This is a genomic window from Aeromonas sp. FDAARGOS 1417, assembly GCF_019046985.1.
Classification (GTDB): domain Bacteria; phylum Pseudomonadota; class Gammaproteobacteria; order Enterobacterales; family Aeromonadaceae; genus Aeromonas; species Aeromonas veronii.
The window spans coordinates 4,464,081-4,489,249 of sequence record NZ_CP077221.1 but is presented as its reverse complement, the minus strand read 5'-3'; the positions used below and the strand labels follow the sequence as shown (position 1 = coordinate 4,489,249).

Genomic DNA, 25,169 nt, shown 5'->3' with positions numbered 1-25,169 from the left:
CCCTGTTTGATGAAAAAAGATCGGCTCTATGCAGCTTTTGATTACTGCAGCTCTGTCAAACCGTAAAGACCATTCTTGCGGCTCAACATCTGGCCTCCATCCCGTGTCAAAGGAACCCATCCAATACTTCCTTTCGCAGTTGTTGGCTTGAGCAGCATCAAATCAAACGGTATCGTGACATAAATTCCTTTGGTAAAGCTACCTTCACCATACTCGTCTGCAGAGACATTGGTAAATGTTGCATACCCTCCCAAGACAACACCCGAATCAAACCGTTTGGAGAAGTCGAATGTAGCGCCTTTGTCACCAGCCAGATACTGACCTACGGAGACTTTAGCAGTGACATTACTCACAAATGGTAACTGCCAATACGCAGTAACATGTCCAGTCATTACATCATAATCAGCCATTTTTAGGGTATTGTTCCAGTCTCGCTGTTTCACCCAGTTTGCATCAACACCAATGGCCCAAGTCTTACCGTATGGGCGATAGAGCATCTCACTCCCGACCCCGGCATACATCATCTCCAAATATCCACCATAAGCTTGTCCGTACCAATCTTGAGCAAGTGGTTGCATATGGGTTAACTGCAAGTTGTTAAGTAATACATCGGAGGAGTCTACATACTCACGAATCCACGTTCGAACTCGTGGTAAGGCTGCGCCATCTGGAGGAGGAGCTTTATAATTGAACTCATCGTAGTTATTAACCAGATTAACAAACAGCGTACTTTGCAAACTGTTGTTTTCATTTATACGCCAATCAGCATTTGCATTAATGCCTAACTGATACATATAGAAAGACTCAGCACCACCAAATGATTGCGTTAGGTCTGGGTCAAAAGAGTATGAAAATGACTTGCGCTCAGATGAGTAGATAGATTCTCCCTGAATTTTTCCTGCAGCCTGAACCGTCGATTTTTCATGTTGTTCTTCTCCCAACACCTGTACCACATTGGCACGACGAACAGATGGGAGATCGATGCGGGTCTCTTGCAACTGGAAGTTCGCCTTACGTTCAACAACATTCAGCTCATCAACTGTACTAGGCAGATAATTTGCGGCTAACAAAGAGGTTCTCTTGATCGCCTCACTCTTATTACGATACTTGCTCTGCTTACCAATAACCGTCACTGAATTGGTGGTTGTGTAAAATTCTGTCTCCTGCCAACCAGCATTCTCTTTCAAATCGGCGGTTAGTGCCTTCCACTTAACATCAGTCATGGTGGGAGGAACTTGGTCAGGCTGATAAATGGGTCTCGGCTGATCAATATGAGCGGGTTTCATATCATTAAAGTTAGTCCGAAAAGTCACCCCCCACATCAAGGTGTTTCCTCTCTGCCAGCTTAGATGGCTATCCATATTCTCGAAAACTCGGTACACAGCCCCGACATTCCAAGGTGAATCTTGATAAATATGGCCAGCGAACTCCTTGCTATAATTATTGCCATCATATTCCAGCTTCAACCTGAGTGGCTGCCATGGTGTTTGATACTCAACACCGCCAAAGAGTGCTGCTGGCCCATGAAACAAGCTATCAAACTCAAACTTACCACCATTACCAGAGAAGCTATTATTTCTTTGACACCAGCTATCTTTATACTCACAAAATGGGTTTTTAATATTACCACTTTCGGCAATATTTCCCCAGCCGATACCGATAGTAAAATCAAATGGTCCATACCGCTTGCTAGCCGTCACAAATTCACTGTCAAAGAGACCGGTCCCCATTAGATCTCTAAAGCCAACTGAAACCTGTGGCAGATAGTTGGATTCTTGCCAAAGACGAAACTTGAAATCCATCCCTTTGTCTTTATAGGTTTGGTCACCGCTAAACTCTTCGTAGGGACTGTATTTTTTTGTTCTTACATCTGTATATCTTAGCGTTGCTTCAAACCAATCAAATGGTTGCGCAGAGATAGACCATCGACGATATTGGTCATTATCAACATAGTTGGCACTGAACTCACCTGTTTTAGCCATTCGTGCGGTAGGCATTTGAAGCAGACCCACACCACCGAAATCACCTTGTGATGGGCCATAAGGATCAAAAACTGATTCAGCAGCGCACACAGCACCAGAAACAACCCCAGAAACAAAAAGCGCAATATAATTAATTTTAGGCGACATTATTCAGGCACTCGATTAGCAAGCAAGCTAGCAATACGAATATTGATATCTCTATACTGCTCAGGCAAAACGTCAGGATTAAAACCGACAAACAGTGTAGCACCAGCCATTGGTTCTCGATGTAGCTGATTCCAGTTAGCCACGGGAACACGACTGATAGTACTATCAGGCTGGATCAGAAATGCTTCAGTTGGCTCAGCCCCAGCTAACAAGCTGTAACCCTGCCAATAGTCAGCCAAACTAGCACCAGACTGTAAAGGCTGTTTACTACGACCATTAATCAATCCTACGAAGTAGATAAAATCAGGTCTTGGAGCAACAAAAAGCGTGTAGTTCCCTTTCAACAGCGGATTAGCTTCAGGGTCAACTCTAGTCTTGGCTGGGTCTAAAAGTACTGGTAAACGACCACTGATATGAATTCTATCCAGCTCTTGTAGTAACTGCTGAGTTGACTGGATCAATGCGCCTTTGTCGCCATCTCGCATCCAAAATACCTGGAGAGCTTTAAGATCCTTTAGCAATTGTTCTTTAGTCGCCTGAAATTCCGCAATGGTCTTTTCATTCGCTATTTGTGCGGTACGCCAATAGATATCTTTAGGCAATTGAACATTAAATAACAAGTCTGAAAGTCTGGCTCCATCGTGAAACTCAATCTTTGCTGTAGAATGACGTTCAAAAATCACGTCTACATCAGCTTGAGCCAAAGCAAAAAATGGTATGAGACCGATCGTCAGGTATCTTTTCATAATGCGTACGGCTTTAATATTGTCATTTCAATCACCGGTAAGTTCGGCCCCAATTGCTGCTGGCTTTTTAATACTCTGCCTGTACTACGCTCAAACCAATAGTAATTATGCCAAGAGTTCTGGTCATGTCCGACACTGATCAACTCATCAATTAACATGACATCATGTGATTTATCAAGGATTAACAACTTTTCTGGAACAGCAGATATAAACTTAGCACGCATATTATATCCACTCACATAATCCTTTTCCCATTCTGCAGTATACTGCCAGGTCATAGCATCTAGGTTCAAAGATAGATCGATTAAATTTACCATTTTTTGCAATGGATCAGGCCAAGATGATGCCACGAAATAGAGATCATTTTCCAAACCCACCGTCTTGTGCAGTCGACCTGATTTGGTAACAAAAAGCTTATTATCAGAGCTCACCCAGCTCAATGAACCATCAGGATCAGCAAATGCAAGCACTACCAATGCCTGTGGATTATCACCCACTCGTAGATAGGCACTTGCATAAGGCAATTCACGCACTGTTTCAGTTGTAACCTCTACATCATCCACTCCCAAAAGGGCATAGCGGATAGTTGCATAGGTATCTGAGCTGGTGGCGGAACAGCCACTCAAGAGTAATAACCCCAAAGACATAAACAAACGAAGAGAAAACATAGATGGGTTACTCAATGGAATGAGAAAATACTTGCAAAGTGATAAAAATAAGGCCGCCAATATGGCAGCCTTATTGCTAAATAGAAGAACTCACTTCGTGGTAGAAGTTGTAGTGCTGGTACTGGTACTGGTGGAGTCGTCATTCGCATTAGAAACAACAACTGCCGCCAGTGCGGCGGCACCGACACCAACAGCAACCAGAGTGGTGGTACCAACAGCTGCAGTACCTGCTACGCCAGTGGAGCCAGCTGCAGTACCTGCAACTTCTTCAGCTGCAAATGCATTTGAAGAAAGAGCCAACAAAGCAGCCAGAGTCAACGCTGATTTTTTCATTACTAATTTCCTTATTTAAACATGACTTAAAGTACTAACAGCATATCTTGAAACAAACCAATTGACCAGTGTGAGTCGCTCAGATGAGCCCTCTCATCAATGACAAGGTGTACGACCGATTGCATGGCGTACCAGTACAATCATAACTCCTAGCATTCCGCCAAGTAGCGTCCCCAATACTGCGATCAAGGCCCGTTTGGGTTTTGCTTTTTCCTCAGCAACCACGGCAGGATCAAGGGTTTTAAAAACGTACTCTTGATTCACTTCAGTCAACATCAAGGTTTTGGTCTGATCCTCGATCAGTTCATAGAACACCTTCTGCATATCTGCGACCGGAGTTTTCTGAAGCTGTGCTTTGAGATAGGCAATGTTACGTGTCGCATCAGTTTGATCCCGCAACTTCATGGTCTCATTGAGATCGGCCACCAACCAGTCAACCCATTGCTTCGCAGACTTGGGGGAGTAGTACTCCACCGCCACCGTCACCAACCCTGATTTGGCATCCTGATTAATACTGGCAAGTTCACGAAATGCCTTAACCAGCTCCCAATCTGTTGGTTCCACGGACTTGCCAGGAGGCATTTCACGCACCCACTTTTTGCCGGCGACATCGTAGACATCTTCATCAATCACCAATTCACCGGTCGCCTTGTCTGTTTTGGTAACAGCCATCAACGGCACTTCCAACTGATGTTGGCGGATAAAGTGACTTAAGAATTGGCGGGATTTCCCAATTTCGACCGCAATAGCCGTCTTGTCCTGACCACCGCCACCACTGAGATTTACACCAGCCAAGCTCGCAAGACCGCCAAATTGGGCAGCCATAGCAGCAAGTCCACCTCCCTGCTGCTCCGTAGATGGGGCAAGCAAAGCCTCTGAACGATAAATATTTGGCAGTGAGAGTGCAAAAATGACAGCAATAACCGCACCAACCAAGGTACTGGCGACTACCCACCACTTACCACGCCAAAGCGCCGCGAATAATTCACGCAAATCGATTTCATCTTCCTTCCCTCCGTTCATTGCCAAGGTTAAAGGAGGATATTCTTTTACTTGTGCCATAACAAACCAGATCTCAGAAGAGTCAGGTGACCTTCACCACCTGACTGAATGGGTGACCAAATAAACGATGCAATTACTTGATTGCACTCCACGCGACACCCAGTTGATAGAGGACCTGTGTTGCAGAGGTCATGATACTCAGGTTATCCAGATAATCAGAATCAACTGGTACCACGATGGTATCCCCTGGCTCCAGGCCTTTGCGACTACCAAACCAGCTATCACCAGGCAGCATTACACTACCATTTGCTTTGATCACGTAGATACGGTCGGTATCAGCCTGTTTCTTGGTTCCCCCGGCACGGCTCAAGTAATCATTAACACTCAGGTTACCGTCGTAAACATGTGAGGAGGGGAATTGCACCATCCCCTGAATAGAGACCACATTTTGTAACGCAGGCACATAAAGCTTGTCGCCATCTTGCAGCATCACGTCAGCCTGCTTATCTCCAGACAAAACCGCCGGCATATCGATGGTCATGCGACCGACAGCCTTGCTGTTTTCCAGCTGATTTACCACCGTCATCGCCTCTGCAGGCGAGCTGTTGTAGTTAGCGATACTGGATTGACGACGCAGTGTCATCGTCGCGATCTCTTGCTTTAGCTCATCACGCAGCAACGCGATTCGTTCTGCTTCCTGTTTACGCAGGGCTTCACGGGCAAAGACAGCACCATTCGGATTGGCATAGGGGGTTATACCACCAACACGCAGGATCAAATCATGTAAACTTTCTCCACGACGAACCGTATAAGTTCCCGGATACTTCACCTCGCCAAACACCTGTACAGTTGCTTCTTCACGCCACTGAGGATGAGGCAATACGTTCAAACTGTCTTTTGATTGCACCAACGGCGAACCGATTACCCGATTTGCAGTTGCCAAATCCAGACGCTGATTTTCAATTGCAATATCATTCCCTCGCTCACTCACGCGAGATAACTCAATCACATTCGCCTGTTCGTTAAACCCGCCAGCAGCCATGATCAAATCATGGGTTCGACTATAAGACGTCAAGGGATAAACACCCGGATATTTAACCTCACCACGCACTTCAGCAATCTGTACCGGTTTACCTTGTGCTGCTTGTGCTTTCAAACGCTCAATAACCGGAGCAAGCAAAGCTTGACGAGAGGCACCAACTAACGCCTCAGTCTTAGTCGTATTAGACACACTAGTCAAAGTCATCTTATCTTCTTTAGCCAATTGAGCACGACTAACATCAGCACCTGTACTGTCGTCTACCGCATTGGCTTGCTGCTCAAGGCGTTGGTTAGCATGATTGTCGATACTTGTCGAAGAGCTCTGAGAGCTCGCCAGCTGCTTCAGCCGATCGGTTGCATCATTGCTGAAAATAAGCACCTGATCCCTAGGCAGCAAACGAATGTCGTCTTCCCCGCCCGGCATTTGCAACACTCGGCCCAGATTGAATTGCAGCACCTCGATATTACGTTGCGCATCCACCTCACGCACAACCAGGGCATAATTCAAGTCAGTGACCGATGTCAGGTCGCGGTCAGCACTTTGCAACACACGACTTATCCGCATTCCCGGCTGGAAGCTGAAAACACCTTCACGAACTACGGCACCTTTTACCACAATCGCTTGACTATATTCGGTGCTGCTCGGCTTGACCATGACCTTGTCACCATCACGCACGACAAACTGGCGATCATGCTGATTTGACAAGTTCAGGTTAAATACCCGCATCCCGGTTTCGCCATATCGGGTCACCGAAACCTCTTTGAGTGCAGCGGCCTTCATGCCGCCCGCCAACCCAAGCACATTAACCAGGGCTGCGGGACCACTCAATTCATAAATAGCAGGACGTTTAACCAAACCATCGATACTCACTTCACTACCTTTAGCAGGGATAAACACAGTATCACCGGAACGCAAACGGATATCCTGGCTGGTATCGCCCCAGACCAACATTTTGTAGAGGTCGACATCGATCACTTTTTGCCCTGCACGCTTGACCTGGATCTTGCGCAGCGACCCCACAGTATCGATACCACCCGCAGCCTGCAGAGCCTGGGTCACCGTAGCCATCCCATTGACGTTGTAGGCGCCGGGGCGATAGGCATCACCCATCACAAAAACCTGCATAGTGCGCAGAGCGCCAAAACTGATAAACGCCTCTACTCCAATTTTTTGCTCTTTGATCCGGTTTTCCAGTTCACTGCGTAGTTGCTGGAAAGTCTGGCCACTGGCAGCAATAGGACCAAGGGAAGGGAAATCGATAAATCCCTCACGACCAATCGCCAGGGTATAACTCGCATTCTCCTTTCCATAGAGCTGAACCCGGATCTCGTCACCCGGCCCCATCACATAATCGTCTGCAACCGGCATATCCACCACGGGCGCATCTGTCAGAGGTTCCCCGGCAAAAACGCTATAACCAAAAGGTTGTAATGCCCCCTCTTGCACTACACCTGCGACCAAAGGCCGCTGAGACTCTTGGCTGTAATCCACTTCACGTGGAGCAGCCACAGGCGCAGTATTAACCGGAGTAACACTGCTTTGCTTGTTACTTCCTCCCAATTGGGATGGGTCGATACCATACTGAGCCGCCAGTGCCTGCTGCTGGGCAGGAGATAATTGTTTAAATTTTGCCATCATCTCAGGCGTGATTTGTGGTGCTGCCATCACTGGCAAGCCCATCAAAGCCAGTGAGAGAAGCAATCCCTTTTGTTTCATTTTAGTTATTCCACCCAATACCCATAAAAAAAACACCATGATAACCATGAGCAAAAACGGCTGCATGGTAGCACGAAGAACTAACGAATTCATATCCAAGTGAATAGCATTAAACGCTATGCACAAAGCACAAACAAAAGCATTATGATCCTTCTGATCGATGAAAGGCATGCCGTACCAGTACAATCGCAACGCCTAACATGCCCCCCAGCAGGGTAGCCAGTACAACAATTAGTGGGCGCTTGGGCTTATCACGGGTAAACGGTTCCTCCGGTGAATCGATCATATTAAAAGACTGAAAATCAGCATTTTTAAGTTTCAATGCTTTTAGACTACTTAATTGCAGACGAATTTTTCCTAATTCAGGGTTAAGCAGCTCAGGATCTTTAATTTCATTCAATATTTTAAATTTTTCAGCTAGGCCTTTCGTCCCTAATTGGATATTGAAAACCTCTTGGCTATCAATCCGTTCAAGAGGCTGATCTACACCTGCAGCCTTACTGATACGCAAACTATATCCAACCCGCTGAAGCTCCTCCTGCCTTTTCAGTAAAGTATCAGCTTTGGCACTGTCATATTGTGCAGTCAGCGTTTTTATTCTGTTTTGCCATATGGATTGTAACTCTGAATTTTTGCTTTTGAGTTGCTGCTGTTGAACAAATTTTATATATTTCTCCAGTCGCTGAAGAGCAAGTTCAGGCGTTTCAGCAGAAAAACTTAACGTCATATCTTGACTGGTTTTATCCTGAATCTTGGCTGATACAGACTCAGCTAACTTGCTCATTATCGCACGTCCTTCGCGTTTATCAGAGATATCAAATTTCTCTATTTCTGCTGCATAGACACCTTCTTGCGTCAAAAAAGCCCTCTTATTATTCATACTATTAAAAGCTGAGATGAAGCTCTGGTAAATAGCGGGTCGCTCAAGCGATGAAAAATCAGGAGTCGTCAAAGACGAACCTGACATGATTGCTTGTAATTTATCTACAGCTAGCTGTAAGGCCGCCACTTGGGACACTGACGGTTCAGAAATAAGAGCCTGACTGGTCCATACCTGACGCGCAGTCATGGCGTAAAAAATACCCGCAACAGCAAACGCACCGGTTACCAACAATATCAATACTTTTTGACGCCACAGTACCAGCAACAGCTCTCGCAGATCGATCTCGTCTGATGCGGGTGCTTGCGCCCACTGGCTAGGAATGGCTGGCGTTTTTTCTCTCATCGTTTCTCTCTTCATTATTAATGTTAAAAATCTTACGACAGGGACACAATTAAGGTGCGCCAACAAGACAGGGGGCGTGACGATCCTTATCCGATAACAATAAGGGCAACTGCTCAGATAATGGCCATTTTATCGCTAGGCTAGGGCTATCCCATCGAATAGCGGCTTCATCACCGGGATGATAATAATCGCTGCATCGGTAAAAAACATCAGCACTGTCACTGACTACATAAAAACCGTGCGCAAAACCGGGAGGGATCCAGATCAGCTTACCTAGTTCTGCATTTAATAGACAACCCAACCATTTCCCGTAGGTGGGCGATGTTGGCCGAATATCAACCACCACATCAAAAATGGTCCCGCTGATAACCTGCACCAGTTTACCCTGTGGTCGGCTGCGCTGGTAATGCAAGCCGCGTAACGTGCCCCCGACCGAACGACTTAGGTTATCTTGCACCAGCGAATAATTGCCACAATGCTGTTCAAACTCGGCTTGACGAAAACACTCGCGAAATTGGCCACGATGATCAGAAAAAGTAGTGGGCGTAAGGATCATAACCCCCGCCAGCGATGTTGCATTATATTGCATTGATAAATCCATGCGAAAAAGAATCAGGTGACTGCTTGCTGACTTTTTGATCGCGAGGAAAGTAGCTTGACAGCTTCACCTTCTGCTCGCAAATTCCCCTAATATCACACATCAGGCTGCATAGCGAGCAACCGTAACAGGTATTGACCATATCCAGTTTTCGCCAGCGGGTTGGCCAGCGCTCGCAGTTGGTCAGCATCGATAAATCCCTTGCGAAAAGCAATCTCCTCTAAACACGCAATTTTTAATCCCTGACGCTTTTCGATAGTCTGAATAAAGTTACTCGCTTCAATCAGGCTTTCATGGGTGCCCGTATCTAGCCAAGCATAGCCGCGCCCCATCATGGCGACCGTCAATTGCCCTATTGCAAGGTAGTGATTGCTGAGATCCGTTATTTCCAGCTCACCACGCGGTGATGGCTTCAGGCTCTTGGCAAGCGCCACCACTTTGTTGTCATAGAAATAGAGGCCTGTGACTGCATAGTTGCTCTTGGGCACCTTAGGCTTTTCTTCCAGTGAAATAGCTGTTCCTTGGCTGTCACATTCGACCACCCCATAACGTTCAGGATCGTGCACATGGTAGGAAAATATGGTGGCACCGCTCTCTTTGGCCACAGCGGCCTCCAACTGATGTTGCAGGTCGTGGCCATAAAAAACGTTGTCGCCCAGCACCAGTGCACAGGAGTTTGAACCGATGAACTCCTCACCCAGAATAAAAGCTTGTGCCAACCCGTCCGGGCTTGGCTGGACCTTGTATTGCAAGTTCAGCCCCCATTGAGTGCCATCACCCAGCAACTGTTCAAAGCGGTGGGTATCTTGCGGGGTGCTGATGATCAAAATATCTCGAATCCCCGCCAGCATCAGTGTGCTGAGCGGATAGTAGATCATCGGCTTGTCATAAATGGGCAGCAGCTGCTTGCTCACCGCCATAGTCACTGGATAGAGACGGGAACCTGAGCCACCAGCCAGAATGATGCCTTTACGTTTACTCATTGCTGATCCTTGCTGAATATTTCCAACAACATCCGCTCCACACCGACGGTCCACTCCGGTAGCACCAGATCGAAGGTGCGCTGGAATTTGCTGGTATCAAGGCGGGAGTTATGGGGGCGTTTAGCCGGTGTCGGGAAGGCGCTGGTCGGCACTGCATTCATTTGTGTCACCGCCAGTTCAACGCCAGCCTCTCTGGCTTTGGCAAACACCAGCTGGGCGTAGTCAAACCAGGTGGTAGTACCGGAGGCAATCAGATGGTACAGCCCGGCGACCTCAGGTTTGCACTGCGCCACCCGGATAGCATGGGCGGTGCAATCGGCCAGCAACTCGGCGCCGGTCGGAGCGCCGAACTGGTCATTGATCACTGACATCTCGCTACGCTCTTTGCCAAAGTGCAGCATGGTCTTGGCAAAGTTGGCGCCGCGGGCGGCGTAGACCCAGCTGGTGCGGAAGATCAGGTGACGGGAGCAAAACGCGGCGCCTTGTTCCCCTGCCAGCTTGGTTTCGCCGTAGACGTTGAGCGGGGCGGTCGCATCGGTTTCCACCCAAGGGCGCTCACCGCAGCCATCGAACACATAGTCGGTGGAGTAGTGCACCAGCCAGGCTCCCAATGCTTCCGCTTCTTTGGCAATCGCCGCCACGCTGGTGGCATTGAGCAGCTCGGCAAACTCCCGCTCGCTTTCGGCCTTGTCGACTGCAGTGTGGGCTGCGGCGTTGACAATTACGTCAGGCTTGACCAGACGTACCGTGTCGGCCACCCCTGCCGGGTTGCTGAAATCACCGCAATAGTCGGTGGAGTCAAAATCAACGGCAGTGATGCGCCCGAGCGGCGCCAGTGCGCGTTGCAGCTCCCAGCCTACCTGGCCGTTTTTGCCAAACAGCAGAATATGCATCAGGCACGCTCCCCATCGTTCTGTTCAATCGCAGAATAGTGCTGCTCAATCCAGGACTGGTAGGCACCGCTCTTGACGTTGTTGACCCACTGCTGGTTATCCAGATACCACTGCACGGTTTTGCGAATACCGGATTCAAAGGTCTCTTGCGGTTGCCAATCCAGCTCTGCGCTCATCTTGGTCGCATCGATGGCATAACGGCGATCGTGGCCAGGGCGATCCGCCACATAGGTGATTTGATCGCGATAAGAGCCCGCTTTCGGAACCATCTCGTCCAACAGATCGCAGATGGTGTGGACCACCTCCAGATTCTGCTTCTCGTTATGACCGCCGATGTTGTAGGTCTCCCCGACCACGCCCGTGGTCACCACCTTGTAGAGCGCGCGCGCATGATCTTCTACATAGAGCCAGTCACGGATTTGGTCGCCCTTGCCATAGACAGGCAGCGGCTTGCCATCCAGCGCGTTGAGGATCACCAACGGGACCAACTTCTCGGGGAAGTGGTACGGGCCGTAGTTGTTGGAGCAGTTAGTGACGATGGTCGGCAAACCGTAAGTGCGGCGCCAGGCGCGCACCAGATGGTCACTAGAGGCTTTGGAAGCAGAATAGGGACTGCTGGGGGCGTAGGGGGTAGTTTCGGTAAAGAGCGGCAATTCCTCACCGGCGGCGACTTCATCGGGATGAGGCAGGTCGCCATACACCTCGTCGGTAGAGATATGGTGGAAGCGGAAGGCCGCCTTGCGCGCATCATCCAGACCATTCCAGTAGGCGCGGGCCGCTTCCAGCAATATATAGGTGCCGACGATATTAGTCTCGATAAAGTCAGCCGGGCCTGTAATAGAGCGGTCAACATGGCTTTCAGCAGCCAAGTGCATCACGGCATCCGGCTGGTGCAGGGCAAACACCCGATCCAGCTCGGCACGGTTGCAGATATCCACCTGCTCAAACTCATAGCGATCACTTGACGAGACATTGGCCAAAGACTCCAGATTGCCGGCATAGGTGAGCTTATCGAGATTGATAACGGCATCCTGGGTATCACGGATGATATGGCGCACTACGGCAGAGCCGATAAAGCCGGCACCGCCGGTCACGAGAATTTTCAACATATTTAAGCGAGCATTTTTGCGATATAAAGCCGACTGACAAGACATGCTTGAAGGCTACACTCTGACAGAGCATTGCACCTAATGAGGACAGAGAGTTGCTTCGACACAAACAGGCTATTGATGCTCAACATACTGTCCCTCTGTCCATCTATCTGCTCCGTCATTCATGCAAACAGTGTGCATTAAATAAAACACGCCGTTTAATGCATCGGCTGATGACTCTCTGAATTAAGAAAATCAATGTCCTCGACCACACTCAGGCACGGTTCATGCGGCAAAGTGTTTTTTGCCTGCCATACCAGATCGCAGATCCCGTCAGTAGGATTAAAACCGGTCGGCATACTTAACAGCAGACTACGGATCTGCTCATGATCAAAGCGGAAACACGCGCTATCGAGCTCAGCCAAAAACGACCGCAGCTGTGGCCATGGCAACATCAACTCTGAGGCTTTCATGATCCGTGGATGGGCAGTGCCCTCAACCTGCTCACCAATTAGCAGCTCTTCAAACAGCTTCTCACCGGGACGCAAGCCGGTGATCTTCACCTCGATATCACCTGTGGGATATTTGTCGCTCTTGAGCTTCAGGCCACTCAAACGGATCATCCGGTGCGCCAAATCAATGATCTTGACCGGCTCCCCCATGTCCAACACAAATACATCACCACCCTGCCCCATGGCCCCCGCCTGGATCACCAGCTGCGACGCTTCAGGAATGGTCATGAAATAACGAATGATGTCGGGGTGGGTCAAAGTCAAAGGGCCACCATCACGGATCTGCTTACGAAATAGCGGCACAACAGACCCAGATGACCCCAGAACGTTACCGAAACGCACCATGCAAAAACGGGTTTGCTGCTGCGCAGCAGCCAACGATTGCAACACCAGTTCAGCCAATCGCTTGGTGGTACCCATGGTATTAGTGGGACGCACCGCCTTATCAGTCGAAATCAACACAAAGGTTTCAACCTTGGCCCTGATAGCCGCCTGTGCACAATAAAGGGTGCCAAAAACATTATTGCGCACCCCCTCAACCACGTTGTATTCAACCAAAGGGACATGCTTGTAAGCCGCAGCATGGTAAACCGTCTGGATCTGGAAGGTACTCATCACTGCTTGCAAGCGGTGTTGTCGCTGCACCGATCCCAGCAATGGCACTATCTCAACCTGTAGCCCTTCTTGCCGGATAATTTCTTGCAGTTCTTTATCGATGGCATACAAACCATATTCAGACAACTCAAACAACACCAGTTGCGCGGGTTTACAACGGATAATCTGACGACACAATTCAGAACCGATGGAACCGCCCGCCCCCGTCACCATCACCCGTTTGCCAGATATATTGGCATTGATCAGTTCAGGGATTGGGGCAACCGCATCACGCCCCAACAAATCTTCAATACTGACTTCTTTAAGCTCATCGATATGAGCATTCCCCTCAACCAGATCAGCCATACCAGGGATAGAGAGAACCTCACATGGGCACTGCTCCAATCGATTGATCACCGCTTGCCTGACACTTCGCGAAGCACTCGGCATAGCCAGCAATATTTTTTTTATATCAAAACGCTCGATCAATGCCTCGATATTATCAGTGCTGTAAACATTCACTCCTTGGATCACGGTTTTAACCAAAGCAGGATCATCATCGACAAACGCCACCGGGAGGTACTCCTGCCCTTGATTCAACGCCAACTGCAACTGCCGCCCGGAAGAGCCAGCACCATATATAAGCACAGCCACCCTTTGTTGGCCATTGCGCTGTACCAACGCCCGGAAAAATAGCCGGACACCACCAACCAACAACACTGAAAAAGCAAAATAGATCACTGATACGGTTCTAGGAAGTGGAACTTCCATAAAAAACGCTAGCATTACCAAAGACATGGTGGAGAGGACCACGCCGAGTGACACCGTCCACAACACCTTGAAACCGACATAGCGTAATACCGCGCGATACAGCCCCAACCGCATAAAAATTACGATGGTGATCGGCAGCAACAACGCCAGCATTTGCCAGTGCAGCACACTCTGCAATGGAATATTGGCATCAAGGCGAACCCAATACCCCCCCCAAAAAGCCAACGTTAACAACGTTAAGTCAACGAAGACACTAATAATCCGTTTATATGGACGTGGCATACCAATAAAAGTCGTCAACATAAATTCACCGTGCTATGTAAATGGCGATGTCATGATCTGGCCGCATCGCCAATAAAAATATCAGCGACTTGCTAATGCCAACACTTCAGCCAACACTTGGCAACTACGCGACATTTCATCAGCGCTCAAGGTTGGGTGCACCAGCATCATTAAACTAATCTCTCCCAATAACTTGGCATGTGGCAAACGTTGTTGTGGTCTCCATGGGGTATTGTCAAAGGCTTTTTCCAAGTACACCTCTGAACAGCTGCCTTGATAGCAGGGCACTCCACGCACCACCATTTCGTCAATAATTCGATCGCGGCTCCAGCCTTCAGCCAATAACTCAGGTTGAACAAAGAAATAGTGCTTGTATTCTGCATGCACAACATCATCAGGCACATGAACCAAACGTAAAACAGGATAATCGGCAGCAACGGCATCTAACTGAGCAGCATTGGCAATACGTTTGGCTGTCCAATCCGCCATTCTCTTAAGTTGAATACGGCCAAGTACAGCCTGCATCTCCATCATACGCCAGTTAGTACCAAAACTGTCGTGCACCCAACGAAAACCCGGCGCATGTTGTTTGTGATAAACTGACTCGTAACTTTTGCCGTGATCTTTATAAGACCACATCGCTTGCCACAGATCCTTATCACTAGTCGTCACCATGCCCCCCTCACCGCCGGTGGTCATTATTTTATCCTGACAGAAGCTCCAAGCTCCCACATGACCAATCGAGCCGACACTGCGCCCTTTATATTTAGCACCGTGCGCTTGAGCACAATCTTCAATCACATAAAAGCCATGCTCTGCAGCCAGTTTCATTATCGGATCCATATCAGCAGGCATCCCCGCCAGATGTACGACAATTACAGCCTTAGTATTTGGGGTAAGCACCTTTGCAATTGACTCAGCAGTAATGTTTTGACTATTGAGATCAACATCAGCAAAAACAGGATTGGCACCGGCAGTCACAATTGCGGAAGCCGAGGCTAAAAATGTGCGCGGGGTAACGATAACATCATCCCCAGCCCCGACGCCCAATGCCTTAAGGGCAACATCTAAAGCTAGGGTGCCATTGGCAAGCCCAATCGCATAATCACTATCGGCCCACTTAGCAAATTCTTTTTCAAACTCACGGCATTCATTGCCAGTCCAATAATTCACCTTATTGGATAAAATGACCTGACTAACAGCATCGGCCTCTTCTTTGGTAAAAGAAGGCCAAGGGGAAAAAGCAGTATTTAGCACGATATCTTCCTTACAACTTAAATATAAGTTAATGAGAAATTACCACAGCAGGCGTGCCCACCACGGTTTGAAAATCCGGAATATCACGAATGACAGTGGCGCCCGCACCAACTATCACTTTATTGCCGATACGGATCAATTGCTTGATTTGTGCACCAATGCCAATCCAACTTTGTTCACCAACACAAACCCCACCAGCTAAATGAGCTCCGGGACTAATATGAACACCATCAGCTAACACGCAATCATGATCAACTGTTGCACTGGTATTAATTATGCCACCAACCCCCACAGCGGCAAACGCATTGATCACTGCATTAGCCATCACCACTGAGCCTTCACTCAACTGGGCATAACTACTCACAGTGGCATGGGGGTGCACCAGTGGGTCAAGCTTTGCACCACTCTGTTGCAATAACCGTAACTTTTTCAACCTAGTTGAATTGTGACCAATCGCTACCACCACTAAATCAAACTCTTGCACTAACACCAGTAAATCAGCAGAACTGCCTTTAACTTGCCAATGAGCAAGTTGCATTAATTCAGGAAAGCGATCATCAAAAAAAATAATCTCTTTAAAACCATTTAGTTCCGCCAGCTCAGCAATCACCTTGCCGTGACCGCTCGCTCCCAAGATGGCACATTTCTTCATGCGAAGAGCCTTACTTTTCATGGCTACCCCTAAAAGGTTCTATTGTGACATGGCCCTCTGCACTGATCCCATCTTTAATGAAGACCTTTCTGATAGTTAATAGAAGAATTTTAAAATCCAACCAAAATGAGTGATTATCCACATACCACACATCCAGTTTGAACTTATCTTCCCAACTAATTGCATTACGGCCATTGATCTGAGCCCAACCGGTGACACCGGGGCGTACCCCATGGCGGCGCGCTTGTTCTTTGCTGTAAAGTGGCAAGTATTGCATCAACAGGGGTCTTGGCCCAACCAAAGACATGTCACCTTTTAATACATTCCACAGCTCAGGCAACTCATCCAAACTGCTGCTACGCAATTTATTGCCAAACGGTGTCATTCGCTCAGCATCCGGCAACATGTTACCATGCACATCCGTTGCATCTTTCATGGTTCGAAACTTAACCATCTCAAACGGTTTACCATTTAAGCCAGGCCGAGTTTGTCGAAACAATACAGGCGAGCCAAGATTCTTGCGAATTTTCCATGCAACTAAGGCGATGATGGGAGAAAACAATAATAGTGCACAAAAGGAGGCAACTATATCAAATAAACGCTTCATTTTACCTCCTCAAATACCGCAACGAATTTTTTAACGCCATGCGCTAACGACAGGTGTTTATGATAAAAATCATGGGCATTACTTGCCATTTGCTGACGTTCATCAGCATTAAGTGCAACCAATTGCTCAACCGCGTTGGCTAATGACTGAGCTGAATTGGCTTTACAGCATACCCCAGCCTGGGCATTTTCTATCAATTTTGCAGCATCGCCATCAACACCCATCACAATTGGCTTACCAACAGCTAAATAAGCTTGAGTGCGCGAAGGAATGGTAATGGAAAAAAGCTCATCATCCGTTAAATGCACTAACAATGCATCCGCTGCTTTTAATAAAGTACCCACCTCTTGCATGGTAACTCTTGGTAAAAAAAAGATATTATCCAGTTGCAACTCCGCAACTTGTTGCTGTGCTGCAGCTTTTGCAACTCCATCACCAATCAACACGATATTAGCACTAACATTACGCTGACTAAGTAAATGCGCGGCCTCGACGATGGCAGGTAACCCTTGTGCAAAACCCAAATTCCCCGCAAATACAATATTTAATTTATCATTGGCAGGGAGTGATAACGGTGTTGCACGGGAATGTATCAATGCACTTTCATCACACCAATTATAAATTATTTCAATTTTTGAATCAGGAATACCTTTGGCTACCAATCGTTTTTTAAAACCTGGTGATAGCACCACAATTTTCGCAGCTCGACGATACACAAAGTGACAAACCTTATCGACAATTGCCAGAGCCTTCGAATTTGTAAGCATCCCTGTTGCCGCTAGAGTATCCGGCCACAAATCCTGAATATCAGTAATAAAGGGCACTCGTCTAAACATGCCAATAAAAAGCGCCGCAAGCGAGGTCGTGAGTGGGGGATGGTAGCTATAAATAACATCAGGTTTGCTTACCTTAAACAAACCACATAGCAGAGAACTTGCAGCAAAAGAAATATAATTAAAAATTCGTTTAAATGCAGAACCATCATGGCTTGGGTATAGCGGTACACGATGAACTACAACGCCATCGATTAGCTCTTTTTGATAGGCGTTTATCTTATAGCCATCATAGACTTTGCCACCAGGATAATTAGGGAAACCTGTGATAACCTCCACTTGGTGCCCATTATCAACCAACGTTTTAGCAAAAAGCAGGCCCTTGAAAGTTGGTTCAGGATCAAACCACTGCGTAACAATTAGAATTTTCAAATCAACACCAACCGTTATCATAAGTGCAAGAAAAAATCGCTTTTTCTTGCACTGTTTTTATTAATACTGCTTCCACACCACGCGCATAACATAATCGCGGTAACTGTGCACAATACGTACAATCTTGTCGGACACATTCGGCATGCTGTAGTCTGCAACAGGTCGCAATAAACGCTCATTCCCGGCCGGTTGCGAATCCAATACGTGCAGTGCTTGAAATACCCGGTCGACTTCTAGCCCTACCATCATGACCGAAGCCTCTTCAAACGCTTCTGGCCGCTCATGGGCTTCCCGAATATTCAGTGCCGGGAAGTTCATGATCGATGACTCTTCGCTGATAGTACCGCTGTCTGATAAAACCGCCTTGGCGGATTTCTGCAGTTTGTTATAGTCGTGAAAACCTAATGGTTTTAATAACTGCACCAAGTGGTTAAACTCAAGCCCTTGCTCCTCGATACGCTTACGGGTTCGCGGATGGGTAGAAACAATCACTGGATAGCCATATTTTTCAGCCAAGCCATTCAAAATCTGACCCAATTTTATCAGATTTTTAGGTGAATCGACGTTCTCTTCACGATGGGCGCTAATCACAAAGAATTTGCCTGCTTCGAGTTGCAAGCGGCTTAATACATCTGAGCCATCAATCTGAGGCATATAGTTGTTGAGCACTTCAAACATCGGGCTGCCGGTTTTAATAACCCGATCTGCTGGAATTCCCTCTGCCAGCAAATAGTCACGAGCAATACTGCTGTAGGTCAAATTAATATCAGCGGTGTGATCCACAATACGGCGGTTAATCTCCTCCGGTACTCGCATATCAAAGCAGCGGTTACCTGCTTCCATATGGAAGGTTGGAATTTTACGGCGCTTAGCCGGGATCACCGCCATACAACTATTGGTATCACCGAGCACCAGCATGGCATCAGGGTTAACCTCAGCCAATACTTTATCCACACCAATGATCACATTGCCGATCGTTTCAGCCCCAGTGCGACCTGCTGCACTTAAAAAATAATCAGGTTTACGCACGCCAAGATCATCAAAGAATACTTGGTTCAGTTCAAAATCATAATTTTGGCCAGTGTGTACTAAAATATGCTCACAATGTTCATCTAACGCGGCTAACACTCGCGATAAACGGATAATTTCTGGGCGTGTGCCCACGACTGTCATTACTTTCATTTTGTTTTTCATCATAGTAAACAGGCTCATGCTAATGGGCAGACTATAGTGTCAGGCTTGCTACGGTCAAAAACCTCGTTTGCCCACAACATTACAATTAAATCTTCTTCACCAATATTCGTGATATCGTGTGTCCAACCTGGTACGGTTTCGATGATTTTATACTCACCAGCATCAACGGTGATTAAATATTCCTCACCTGTAATGATCTGCTTAAAACGATATTTCGCAATCCCTTTAATCACTAAAAACTTTTCATTTTTAGTGTGATGATAATGGCCGCCACGGGTCACCCCTGGGTGGGCAGTGAAAAAAGAAAATTGCCCTGCTGATGGGGTTTTTAACATTTCAACAAAGCTACCACGTGGGTCGGTATAACCCGGTACAGTATAGGCAAAGTTACTGGGTGAAAAATAACTTAGATAGGTAGCATAAAGGGCGCGCATTAGCCCAGAACCTACCTCTTCAGTGATCAAGTTAATCCGGCTTTGTTTAAATTTCTGCAAAGCCTCAGCCACAGCCCCTACTGTGGTGTGATAAACCGGATCAACTTCTTTATAACCACCTTGTTGATAATCGCTTGATTGTTTACCACTTAGCAAATCGATAAAACTGGCGCACACATCATCAATATAGACCAACGCCAAAGGCGCATTGGCATCATGAATAGTGATGGGTAAATCATGCACGGTATTGTGGCAAAAAGTAGCAACGGCCGAGTTATAATTTGGGCGACACCATTTACCAAACACATTGGCCAAGCGATACACATACGCAGGGCTACCCGTTTGACGCATATAATCAAGGGCGACTTGCTCTGCCGCCGCCTTGCTTTTGCCATAGGCATTGTCGCGCTCAGCCTGGATGGATGACGTTAATACCAGCGGAATGTGGCGGCCAGTCGCACTTAACAAGGAAACCAGACGTTGGGTTAAATCGGTATTTCCTTGGGAAAATTCAATTTCATCTTTAGGCCTGTTCACACCAGCCAAATGAAATACAAATTCAGTTTTGGCAACCATATCAACTAAATCAGTATAAGAATGGTCTTGCTCAAAACATGTCACATCCGTAAAACCTCGTTCGGCTAAAAATACCCGCAGGTTTTTGCCAATAAATCCGTTGGCGCCGGTGACAAGAATTTTCATTTATACCCCTTCTGGCACGATCAGGCTACCAGCCTCAATATCCCTAATAAAGTCGAGTTTATGCAGCAACTTGACCATACCAGCAACATCTAAACGCTCGGTATTGTGGGAGTTGTAATCTTCAACGACCGACAAATCCTTTTCGCCCTCTTCGTTGTACTTGGAGTAGTTCAAATCGCGATTGTCCGATGGAATACGGTAATAGCCGCCCTGATCTTCAGCTACAAACATCTCTTCACGACTACACAAGGCCTCATAAAGTTTTTCGCCATGGCGGGTACCAATCACATTGACATGATGATCAGGCTTTTTGGTTATTTGCAACAACGCTTTGACCAACACGTCGATAGTGGCCGCCGGTGCTTTTTGCACAAAGATATCGCCGTTGGTGCCATGCTCAAATGCGTGCAATACCAGATCAACCGCATCATTTAATGTCATCATAAAGCGAGTCATATGTGGATCGGTGACTGTCAGCGGATCACCGCTGATGATTTGGCGCAAGAACAAAGGGATCACCGAGCCACGGGAAGCCATCACGTTACCATAACGGGTAGTGCTGATCACTGTCTTAGCCGGATCAACGTTACGTGATTTAGCTACGATCACCTTTTCCATCATTGCCTTGGAAATCCCCATGGCATTGATAGGATACACCGCTTTGTCTGTGCTTAAACACACAATACGCTTTACTTCGTTTTGAATCGCCGCTTCCAGCACATTTTCAGTACCCAATACGTTGGTCTTCACCGCTTCCATTGGGTAAAACTCACAGGAAGGTACTTGTTTTAACGCGGCAGCGTGATAGATATAATCGACTCCACGAGAGGCATTAAGAATACTTCGATAATCACGTACATCGCCAATATAAAATTTCAATTTAGAATTATTATATTTTTTACGCATATCATCTTGTTTTTTCTCATCGCGACTAAAAATACGAATTTCTGCAATATTTGTATCAAGAAAACGCGTCAACACTGCATTACCGAAAGAACCGGTACCGCCGGTAATCAACAAAATTTTATTTTTGAACATCAGATGCTCCGATACCTAACTTGTTTAACAAATTCATTTGAATTTTTATAATTACGTAAGAATATATAAATGAAAGTTATAAACATATATCCATTCACACCTAACAACAGTCCTTTTGTATTAAAAACAAGTCCTACTAAAAACCATATAGCAGCAAGTTTAGTTTTACCAAAAGCACTTATTGAAAGCGATAGTAATAGCAATATAAAGAGCGTAATAAAAACCCCCCCCCCATAATTAAACATAATCACCCACCCTACATCTGAGTAGATATCTAAATCAGGTATAGAAGATGAAATATTTTGCTGAAAACCAAATAGCAATGTAAACCAATTGATATCATCCACTGCGAAAAAATGATTTTTGATTAGTGCATCAACAGTGCGCATGCCACCAGAAATTACGAACTCATCATAAAAACGAGGGGAGTAAATAGGGCCAAAAACAAATAAAACAACCACGAGCAGTATAGAAAAAAGCAGCTTAGCAGGGATGTTTATTTTAGAAAAAAATGCTGCCAATAATATTGCAATGGCGGTCATGTTAGAGTTTACAATTTGCGTAACGCTAACCATGAACAATAACAAATATTTATTTTTTAAAATAAAAAAAGTTATAAAGACCATTAGAAATGGCGTCATAAAGTTAATTTCAGATGACAAACCAAATCCACGCGTTACGATATTTTGCTCAGTTAAGTTAACAGAGTCACCCATACCAAAAGTGGTATATATAGTGTATTTAGCCTCAGAACTAAAATACATTATAAAAAACAACACTATCTGCATCCAAATAGATAATGTTATTATTTTCTTTAAGTTACTTTCATCCCCCCTTAACCTATCTACCAAAAAATATGCCGGAAATAATGATAGGATGACTAACATCATCATCCTCACACTAAATAAACTATTTATAGTTAATGCATCCTGAAAAAGATCAAACAACAAACAACATAAAAACATAACTATTAAAATCATAAATACTATTTTTTTGCCTCCCCCCATAAAAATAGGTTGTTGATTTCGTGTTTTCTTCATTATGAATGTAAACAAACCACAACTAGCAGGCACCAAAGCAATATATATATATGGATGAAAAAGTGAGAGACGAAAAAACACGGTAAAAAAAGTCAAAAAACCAACTATTAGTGACGTCAAAATAATCCCACCACTATTGAAAGGTTAATAGATTATACATACCAGTTATCAACTACCTTTTTTCTATCAACGGCATTCCGTTCTGAAACACCATAAATATAATGGCAAACCAACACGTATTTATACAAGAATGGAATGTAATACATTTTTTCTTTATCTTTCTTAATTAAAACGTCAGATATAAAATCACATAATTTTTTATTAAAAATAACGTTTCTAAAAAATTTATATACCGCAGTATTATTACTAGCAATCTTTTCTATAACTCTTAATTTTTTATTTTCGATTAACATTTCAGGTGAAGCTTTCAATAAAGTGAACATCCCATCTCTTGCGGTAGAAAACATCTTTCCAGAATACTTTGAAATATCACCACCATATTCATGGTGGTATATTTTTTGTTTTGAAAACTTTACTTTCACACCTTTAAGAATTAAAGCATGGAAAAACTCATGATCCTCACACCCATAACCAATGAAGCTATCGTTAAAACAAACATTGTATTTACACAGTGTTTCTCGTGAAATCAAACAATTCATAGCTACCGCAGTCCACTCATTAAAAAATATAAGCGACTCTTCACTATACACGGGATGCTTTGAATCCCTATAGCGGTAGTAATTACTATCGTTAACGAGTTCATTTTCAAATCTTACCTCACCACAATAAACAGTATCGGTATCAAAACTATCTATTATATTAAAAATAGAGCAAAGAAAATCTCCATTAGGAATGCAATCATCATCTAAAAAAACCAAATACTCGCCTGATGACTTGGATACGCCAACATTTCTTTTGGTTGATAAAATATTTTTTGTTTGTGCATGAATAATATGTAAAGAATGAAAACTGATAATACTTCTCGCAACTAAGTCATCCATCTCACAACCGCTATAACTATCACATAATACCACTTCCAATGTAATATTAAATTTCTGCGCTTGTTCATTCAACCTTTTCAAAATCAATTCCAGTTCAACATATCTTTTCCACACAGGAATAATTACCGACAACATAACTTAATCGCTCCTATTAGTTTTCATAAGGTAACTCATCATCCCCAACAAAACTACCAACTCCGCTATAATTAAACTCATTGCAGCACCAACCGCCCCATAGCTATAGCAAAGTGGATAAATAAACAGTAAACAACAGCACCCACCAGAAATTATTACTTTAAAGTATTTTTTATTTTCCCCTTCAGGAACCAAAATTAAAAGCCCAATGATTGAATTAATCGCAATTAGAATTGGTAAAAATGACATCAACTGGAGTGTTTCAACAATATCCTCACTATAGTTACCAAACAACATTGATGCAATAAATGGCGAGTAAAGCATGAATGGCAACGAGCATAGTAACAAAGCTCCAGAAATAACCTTAAGAAATTTATAGACAAATTTTCGTGCATTCAGTTTATCTTTATTATAAGCAACATTTACTTTTGGATAGACAGCCTGAATTACAGGTGCAACCAATCCGGCCACTCCCTGCTTTACAAGGTTAGCTGAATTGAATACACCTAAAGCCATTGTACCGCTAACCGTAACTAGAATTATTGGGGTCAGCATCGTATAAGCACTTGTAGCTAATGTCGAAAAAAAGAAATATGCACCATCACGCATAACATCAATTATTTCACACAACTTAGGCTTATAACATACTACATAACCTTTTTTAAACAAAAAAAACACTGACGCCATAGAATAAAAAACATACGGAAAAATCAATATTAATGTAATGAAAATCAAGCTACTCTGTTTATCTATTAATAAGTAAGCTGCGAGAATACTTATTCCTCTTGACAAGATAGAGTTAACTGCCATGACCTTCAACATTCCTAAACCCAACAAAAACCAATTCGGGTTTATAATATTAAAAAATCCCGCAGCTATCACAATGAGTACAAGTTCTTTTATTTCATAAATAGCATCAATATAAAAAGAAAATAGCAACATTATAGTAGATAACAAAAACAACATTAACCTTGCCAAGATAATATCAAATAAATATTTTGTAAGAAACTGATGTCTATTTTCATTCAATGCAACAATTCTGGTCGCACTGTAACCAAAGCCAAACTCTATAACCAAAAAAGACAACTGCATTACAACAATTGCAAGGCTAACCTTACCAAAATCACTAACACCAACCGTTTTTATTAAAACAGGATAAATCAGCAGAGGCAACAAATAATTAGTCCCTTGACTTACCGCTAAATAAATAATGTTTTTTTTTGTATTTTTCACTGGCCAACCTTAAAAAACAATCTAATTATCAATGTTATGACTCATCTTAGAAGATTATATGGCACTTATTTATTACCACTCTCTTG

Annotated in this window: 22 protein-coding genes; 1 reads left to right on the top strand and 21 read right to left on the bottom strand. The window is 45.0% G+C overall.

The genetic code is table 11. From position 1 onward, the window contains the following. Positions 1-41: 41 nt before the first annotated feature. From I6L47_RS20900 to I6L47_RS20890, 3 genes are read right to left on the bottom strand one after another with little or no spacing between them, the layout of a single operon-like run. Positions 42-2,129, bottom strand: coding sequence for a YjbH domain-containing protein (locus I6L47_RS20900; RefSeq protein ID WP_216948264.1), 2,088 nt, complete (start codon positions 2,127-2,129; stop codon positions 42-44). Continuing rightward, entirely contained in the window at positions 2,129-2,875 is a 747-nt protein-coding gene (locus I6L47_RS20895; protein ID WP_139435984.1) for a capsule biosynthesis GfcC family protein, read from the bottom strand. Before I6L47_RS20895 ends, I6L47_RS20900 begins: the two co-directional genes overlap by 1 nt. Further along, positions 2,872-3,543 carry a YjbF family lipoprotein gene (locus I6L47_RS20890; protein ID WP_139435986.1) on the bottom strand — a complete coding sequence of 224 codons (672 nt, stop codon included), beginning with the start codon at positions 3,541-3,543 and terminating at the stop codon, positions 2,872-2,874. Before I6L47_RS20890 ends, I6L47_RS20895 begins: the two co-directional genes overlap by 4 nt. Before the next feature lie 31 nt (positions 3,544-3,574). Here I6L47_RS20890 and I6L47_RS20885 point away from each other — a divergent pair, with 31 nt between their 5' ends. Next, positions 3,575-3,895, top strand: coding sequence for a hypothetical protein (locus tag I6L47_RS20885; RefSeq protein ID WP_216948263.1), 321 nt, complete (start codon positions 3,575-3,577; stop codon positions 3,893-3,895). Positions 3,896-3,972: 77 nt separating this feature from the next. Here the strand turns inward: I6L47_RS20885 and I6L47_RS20880 are convergent, their stop codons facing one another. The 18 genes from I6L47_RS20880 to I6L47_RS20795 form a co-directional block, all read right to left on the bottom strand. Beyond that, positions 3,973-4,938, bottom strand: coding sequence for a Wzz/FepE/Etk N-terminal domain-containing protein (locus tag I6L47_RS20880; protein ID WP_216948262.1), 966 nt, complete (start codon positions 4,936-4,938; stop codon positions 3,973-3,975). Between the two features lie 73 nt (positions 4,939-5,011). After that, a complete protein-coding gene (locus I6L47_RS20875) occupies positions 5,012-7,807 on the bottom strand; it encodes an SLBB domain-containing protein (protein WP_216948261.1) in 2,796 nt (931 codons plus the stop codon). Continuing rightward, positions 7,779-8,861, bottom strand: coding sequence for an LPS O-antigen chain length determinant protein WzzB (locus I6L47_RS20870; RefSeq protein ID WP_216948260.1), 1,083 nt, complete (start codon positions 8,859-8,861; stop codon positions 7,779-7,781). The genes I6L47_RS20875 and I6L47_RS20870 overlap by 29 nt, the downstream gene beginning before the upstream one ends. Before the next feature lie 49 nt (positions 8,862-8,910). Continuing rightward, positions 8,911-9,450 carry a dTDP-4-dehydrorhamnose 3,5-epimerase gene (gene rfbC / locus I6L47_RS20865; RefSeq protein WP_216948259.1) on the bottom strand — a complete coding sequence of 180 codons (540 nt, stop codon included), beginning with the start codon at positions 9,448-9,450 and terminating at the stop codon, positions 8,911-8,913. A 104-nt stretch (positions 9,451-9,554) separates the two neighbouring features. Continuing rightward, complete coding sequence (gene rfbA, locus I6L47_RS20860; RefSeq protein WP_216948258.1) at positions 9,555-10,442, bottom strand: glucose-1-phosphate thymidylyltransferase RfbA; 888 nt, start codon at positions 10,440-10,442, stop codon at positions 9,555-9,557. Then, positions 10,439-11,335: a dTDP-4-dehydrorhamnose reductase gene (rfbD, locus tag I6L47_RS20855; protein WP_216948257.1), complete on the bottom strand. Its 897-nt coding sequence runs from the start codon at positions 11,333-11,335 to the stop codon at positions 10,439-10,441. Before rfbD ends, rfbA begins: the two co-directional genes overlap by 4 nt. Next, a complete protein-coding gene (gene rfbB / locus I6L47_RS20850) occupies positions 11,335-12,441 on the bottom strand; it encodes a dTDP-glucose 4,6-dehydratase (RefSeq protein WP_216949396.1) in 1,107 nt (368 codons plus the stop codon). The genes rfbD and rfbB overlap by 1 nt, the downstream gene beginning before the upstream one ends. 203 nt (positions 12,442-12,644) lie before the next feature. Next, positions 12,645-14,606, bottom strand: a complete 1,962-nt coding sequence (locus tag I6L47_RS20845) for a nucleoside-diphosphate sugar epimerase/dehydratase (RefSeq protein WP_216948256.1) — start codon at positions 14,604-14,606, stop codon at positions 12,645-12,647. Between the two features lie 60 nt (positions 14,607-14,666). After that, positions 14,667-15,842 (bottom strand): DegT/DnrJ/EryC1/StrS aminotransferase family protein, encoded by a 1,176-nt coding sequence (locus I6L47_RS20840; RefSeq protein WP_064338392.1) that lies wholly within the window; start codon positions 15,840-15,842, stop codon positions 14,667-14,669. Positions 15,843-15,870: 28 nt separating this feature from the next. Beyond that, positions 15,871-16,515, bottom strand: coding sequence for an acetyltransferase (locus I6L47_RS20835; protein ID WP_254204782.1), 645 nt, complete (start codon positions 16,513-16,515; stop codon positions 15,871-15,873). Next, on the bottom strand, positions 16,505-17,101 hold the full coding sequence (locus I6L47_RS20830) for a sugar transferase (RefSeq protein WP_064338394.1): 597 nt from the start codon (positions 17,099-17,101) through the stop codon (positions 16,505-16,507). The genes I6L47_RS20835 and I6L47_RS20830 overlap by 11 nt, the downstream gene beginning before the upstream one ends. Further along, positions 17,098-18,306 carry a glycosyltransferase family 4 protein gene (locus I6L47_RS20825; RefSeq protein WP_216948255.1) on the bottom strand — a complete coding sequence of 403 codons (1,209 nt, stop codon included), beginning with the start codon at positions 18,304-18,306 and terminating at the stop codon, positions 17,098-17,100. Before I6L47_RS20825 ends, I6L47_RS20830 begins: the two co-directional genes overlap by 4 nt. Positions 18,307-18,366: 60 nt before the next feature. Beyond that, on the bottom strand, positions 18,367-19,503 hold the full coding sequence (wecB, locus tag I6L47_RS20820) for a non-hydrolyzing UDP-N-acetylglucosamine 2-epimerase (RefSeq protein WP_234784116.1): 1,137 nt from the start codon (positions 19,501-19,503) through the stop codon (positions 18,367-18,369). Between the two features lie 11 nt (positions 19,504-19,514). After that, complete coding sequence (locus I6L47_RS20815) at positions 19,515-20,636, bottom strand: NAD-dependent epimerase/dehydratase family protein (protein WP_216948254.1); 1,122 nt, start codon at positions 20,634-20,636, stop codon at positions 19,515-19,517. Beyond that, the gene (locus tag I6L47_RS20810; protein ID WP_216948253.1) at positions 20,637-21,674 is read right to left on the bottom strand and encodes a polysaccharide biosynthesis protein; all 1,038 of its coding nucleotides are present in this window, start codon (positions 21,672-21,674) and stop codon (positions 20,637-20,639) included. Beyond that, positions 21,674-22,714 (bottom strand): hypothetical protein, encoded by a 1,041-nt coding sequence (locus tag I6L47_RS20805; RefSeq protein ID WP_254204780.1) that lies wholly within the window; start codon positions 22,712-22,714, stop codon positions 21,674-21,676. The genes I6L47_RS20810 and I6L47_RS20805 overlap by 1 nt, the downstream gene beginning before the upstream one ends. Positions 22,715-22,866: 152 nt before the next feature. Beyond that, positions 22,867-23,850 (bottom strand): glycosyltransferase family 2 protein, encoded by a 984-nt coding sequence (locus I6L47_RS20800; RefSeq protein WP_216948252.1) that lies wholly within the window; start codon positions 23,848-23,850, stop codon positions 22,867-22,869. A gap of 3 nt (positions 23,851-23,853) precedes the next feature. Further along, positions 23,854-25,083, bottom strand: a complete 1,230-nt coding sequence (locus tag I6L47_RS20795) for an oligosaccharide flippase family protein (protein WP_216948251.1) — start codon at positions 25,081-25,083, stop codon at positions 23,854-23,856. Between the last annotated feature and the right edge of the window lie 86 nt (positions 25,084-25,169).

Excerpts from the sequence above, each read along its gene's own strand:
- I6L47_RS20900 (WP_216948264.1), bottom strand. The coding sequence starts at position 2,129 with ATGTCGCCTAAAATTAATTATATTGCGCTTTTTGTTTCTGGGGTTGTT.
- I6L47_RS20895 (WP_139435984.1), bottom strand. The coding sequence starts at position 2,875 with ATGAAAAGATACCTGACGATCGGTCTCATACCATTTTTTGCTTTGGCT.
- I6L47_RS20890 (WP_139435986.1), bottom strand. The coding sequence starts at position 3,543 with ATGTTTTCTCTTCGTTTGTTTATGTCTTTGGGGTTATTACTCTTGAGT.
- I6L47_RS20880 (WP_216948262.1), bottom strand. The coding sequence starts at position 4,938 with ATGGCACAAGTAAAAGAATATCCTCCTTTAACCTTGGCAATGAACGGA.
- I6L47_RS20875 (WP_216948261.1), bottom strand. The coding sequence starts at position 7,807 with ATGCCTTTCATCGATCAGAAGGATCATAATGCTTTTGTTTGTGCTTTG.
- I6L47_RS20870 (WP_216948260.1), bottom strand. The coding sequence starts at position 8,861 with ATGAGAGAAAAAACGCCAGCCATTCCTAGCCAGTGGGCGCAAGCACCC.
- rfbC (WP_216948259.1), bottom strand. The coding sequence starts at position 9,450 with ATGCAATATAATGCAACATCGCTGGCGGGGGTTATGATCCTTACGCCC.
- rfbA (WP_216948258.1), bottom strand. The coding sequence starts at position 10,442 with ATGAGTAAACGTAAAGGCATCATTCTGGCTGGTGGCTCAGGTTCCCGT.
- rfbD (WP_216948257.1), bottom strand. The coding sequence starts at position 11,335 with ATGCATATTCTGCTGTTTGGCAAAAACGGCCAGGTAGGCTGGGAGCTG.
- I6L47_RS20845 (WP_216948256.1), bottom strand. The coding sequence starts at position 14,606 with ATGTTGACGACTTTTATTGGTATGCCACGTCCATATAAACGGATTATT.
- I6L47_RS20835 (WP_254204782.1), bottom strand. The coding sequence starts at position 16,515 with ATGAAAAGTAAGGCTCTTCGCATGAAGAAATGTGCCATCTTGGGAGCG.
- I6L47_RS20830 (WP_064338394.1), bottom strand. The coding sequence starts at position 17,101 with ATGAAGCGTTTATTTGATATAGTTGCCTCCTTTTGTGCACTATTATTG.
- wecB (WP_234784116.1), bottom strand. The coding sequence starts at position 19,503 with ATGATGAAAAACAAAATGAAAGTAATGACAGTCGTGGGCACACGCCCA.
- I6L47_RS20815 (WP_216948254.1), bottom strand. The coding sequence starts at position 20,636 with ATGAAAATTCTTGTCACCGGCGCCAACGGATTTATTGGCAAAAACCTG.
- I6L47_RS20810 (WP_216948253.1), bottom strand. The coding sequence starts at position 21,674 with ATGTTCAAAAATAAAATTTTGTTGATTACCGGCGGTACCGGTTCTTTC.
- I6L47_RS20805 (WP_254204780.1), bottom strand. The coding sequence starts at position 22,714 with ATGAAGAAAACACGAAATCAACAACCTATTTTTATGGGGGGAGGCAAA.
- I6L47_RS20800 (WP_216948252.1), bottom strand. The coding sequence starts at position 23,850 with ATGTTGTCGGTAATTATTCCTGTGTGGAAAAGATATGTTGAACTGGAA.